The organism is Clostridiales bacterium (assembly GCA_017961515.1).
GTDB lineage: Bacteria > Bacillota > Clostridia > Acetivibrionales > RGIG10202 > RGIG10202.
The window spans coordinates 1-2,986 of sequence record JAGCXC010000034.1 but is presented as its reverse complement, the minus strand read 5'-3'; the positions used below and the strand labels follow the sequence as shown (position 1 = coordinate 2,986).

Genomic DNA, 2,986 nt, shown 5'->3' with positions numbered 1-2,986 from the left:
GAAGTAGTGATGAATGATGAGTACGAATGCTAAATCCAAATACAAGCAGTATGGTGCCATCTATCAGAAGCAATGTGTGAATTGTGTCAAGGAAGGCACTTATAAGTGTGCTTTGGAGATAGATGATGGCAAGTGCAAGAAGTATGAAACCATCAAAAAGGGTATGGTAGTCTTCGGTGGCTACTAAATTCACCCTTATTTTTTTTTCTTTTTTTACCGATATGCAAATTTATTAAGTTCGTACTAAACCACTAATTTTAATAACCCATACGAACAAACTATACACCACAACAACAAATGGAATGAAAAACTAACCCATTCCCAAGGCAAAAGGCCCAAAAAAACATACCATTCATAACATAATAGTTATCAAATGGTCTAACAACAAACAAAAATTAATGATGGTGTAATAGTTATGGATATGAAAACACTAAAAACATTCCAAAAAGAAAGAGGACTAACCGACAAAACAATGGAAACCTACAAAACAACAATACAACACTACGAACAACTAAACAATAAAACAATAGAAGAACTACTAAAAGAAGCAGACACAGAGGAAGAGCAAAGAATAAGATGGAAACACCGCAAACTACGAAAACAATTAATACAATACCAAAACTGGCTACTCACAAATTACAATTACAGCACCGCCCAGACATACCTGTCAAAGCTTAAAACAATCTACAATCACTACGAGATAGAAATACACTCACTGCCACCATTGAACAAAAAACAAGCACAAATAAGCAAACCCATCACATATAACGACCTGCCAACCAAGGACATACTGCGAAAGGCTTACCATATGAGCAACCCACTAATGCGATCATACCTCCTATTCGCCATTTCAAGTGGGTGTGCCAAGAGGGAAATACTCAACCTAACAAGACAAGACTACCAGGAATGGATAAAACCATACAGTATCCATGAAATAATCAAGGATAAGGTGGAGATAATACCAATCATCCGCTTAAAGAGACAGAAAACCAACAAATACTATTATACCTTTTGCAGTCCTGAGGCCATAAGGGAAATAGCCCACTACCTAGAAACAAGGAAAGATGATAAAGATTACTTATTTAAGGTGTATCCTAAACATTTGGAAGAGAAATTCCGAATACTTAACAATCAGTTAGGATTGGGAACATTAAACAATATGGTGGTGTTAAGGTCTCATACTTTAAGGAAGTTCCACGCATCACAATTGCATAGTGGCGAGAACAGTTTAAGCCTTGATGAAATTGATAGTTTGCAAGGACGGAGCAAGAATATGATACAACAATCCTATTATTTCGATAACCCAGAGGATTTAAAGAAAAAGTATACTCGTAATATAGACCAAGTAACAATACTAGACAAGGTTCACACCATAACCGTGGATTCTCCTGAAGTGGAAATGTTGAAAAAGAAACCCGACAAGATAGACGAACTCGAACAATTAATAAAAAAGATAATGGAAAAAAACAAGGATTAATCATAACAATCATATCTACTTTGGTCAGCGTAGTATTCTTTCCCGTATTTTTCAAGAATATAAATTTTATTCCCATAGTTGAATATTACATTTTGTTGTTGATTAAGTAGTTTTGTAATAGATTTTAAGTTTTTATAGATTATCTTTTCTTTCCAATCCACAATTACTTGTATTTCCTCTTCTCTCCCATCAATTATGAAAGAGTATATTCCCCATTGATACCTTTCATTTTCATATCTTTCTTCAAGGAATTTCACTTTCTCAAGTTGGCTTTCAAATGTTTCACTCATCATTATCACCTATTAATTCTTTTATTGTTGGTTTGTTATAAATGTTCGTAAAAAAAAGTAATGGAGGAACACCAGGAAAGGATGGGGAAAAATGATAACTATAAGAAAAAAACCATCACATTCCCTGGTATCTGGTCTTTAATGACATATTGCTGAAGCTGATATTATGACATCAAAATATAAGAGAGAAAAAAACCCATCAATTATCCAAAGGAAACCATCATCTTTTTTTTTATGGCTATAAAATGATTGTAAAAAAGCCCCTTATAAAATAAATAACCAATGGAGAGAAAATAAAATATACGAAAAAAACATTATGCTAAAAAACTTTTATGGTGAATATTATGAATAGAAAAATACGTGTTCAATCCATTAATCATCTTTAAACCATACTTCCCCTTTATTGATAATGATCTCTTCTTCAAATAACAAATGGTGAACTTTTTCTCCCTTAAACATATTTTGGATTTAAACTCTTATAAAACTAGTCTTTGCATATAATATGCAATTATAACCTTTTAAATAATATTAACAATAGAACTAATATTAGTTATCAAATGCTCTCTAAATCATGGTTTATAAGGGTGCATGATCATAAACATTATTGTAAAAAAAGTAGGTAAATGGAATAAGTGGTGTTATTAAAGAGAGTTGAAAAATAGCATTATTCTGGGGAGAACGATGACAATTTTAAAATTCTCAATAATAACAATACTATATATTATTAATTGTAGTATTTATACTTATTTTTTATGTTCCTCAACATACTGTTCTATGAAATCTAATAGGATTCTTGTAACTGACGTGTCTTGCTGGATTGCAATGATTTTCAAATCTTTTAGCAGGTCTTTATCTATCCTAATAGATAAGTGTGTTTTTTTTGACATATTAACATATCCTCCTTTTTTTATATGTATAATAATGTATGTATTCCAGTACTTTTATATTTAAGTATTGCATACAATATATGCAGTTTTATCGAAACATTTATATAGTATTGTGGTAAATATATTATTGTACAAATGTATAACTTGTACTACATTTATACAGAAACATTCTGGGGAGAATGATGACAGATGAAAGAAATTACTATAAAACATAATGGTGAATCCATCAAATTATCTGAAGACGATGTACTACGCCTTTGGGAACTCGTGGTGGATTTGATAGGTGAAGAGATATGACTATGATCGCTCGCCACCTTGAACCGAACCATCAT

Annotated in this window: 3 protein-coding genes; 1 reads left to right on the top strand and 2 read right to left on the bottom strand. The window is 31.8% G+C overall.

The window, feature by feature from the left end:
- Nucleotides 1–415: 415 nt before the first annotated feature.
- On the top strand, nt 416–1,477 hold the full coding sequence (locus J6Y29_02410; protein MBP5426734.1) for a site-specific integrase: 1,062 nt from the start codon (nt 416–418) through the stop codon (nt 1,475–1,477).
- Here the strand turns inward: J6Y29_02410 and J6Y29_02405 are convergent.
- Entirely contained in the window at nt 1,474–1,767 is a 294-nt protein-coding gene (locus tag J6Y29_02405) for a hypothetical protein (protein ID MBP5426733.1), read from the bottom strand. The two genes, J6Y29_02410 and J6Y29_02405, sit on opposite strands and share 4 nt — an antisense overlap.
- A 743-nt stretch (nt 1,768–2,510) precedes the next feature.
- Complete coding sequence (locus tag J6Y29_02400) at nt 2,511–2,654, bottom strand: hypothetical protein (GenBank protein MBP5426732.1); 144 nt, start codon at nt 2,652–2,654, stop codon at nt 2,511–2,513.
- Nucleotides 2,655–2,986: the final 332 nt, after the last annotated feature.

Bases quoted from the DNA above. Each gene is read 5' to 3' on its own strand.
- J6Y29_02400 (MBP5426732.1), bottom strand. From the start codon at position 2,654: ATGTCAAAAAAAACACACTTATCTATTAGGATAGATAAAGACCTGCTA.
- J6Y29_02405 (MBP5426733.1), bottom strand. From the start codon at position 1,767: ATGAGTGAAACATTTGAAAGCCAACTTGAGAAAGTGAAATTCCTTGAA.
- J6Y29_02410 (MBP5426734.1), top strand. From the start codon at position 416: ATGGATATGAAAACACTAAAAACATTCCAAAAAGAAAGAGGACTAACC.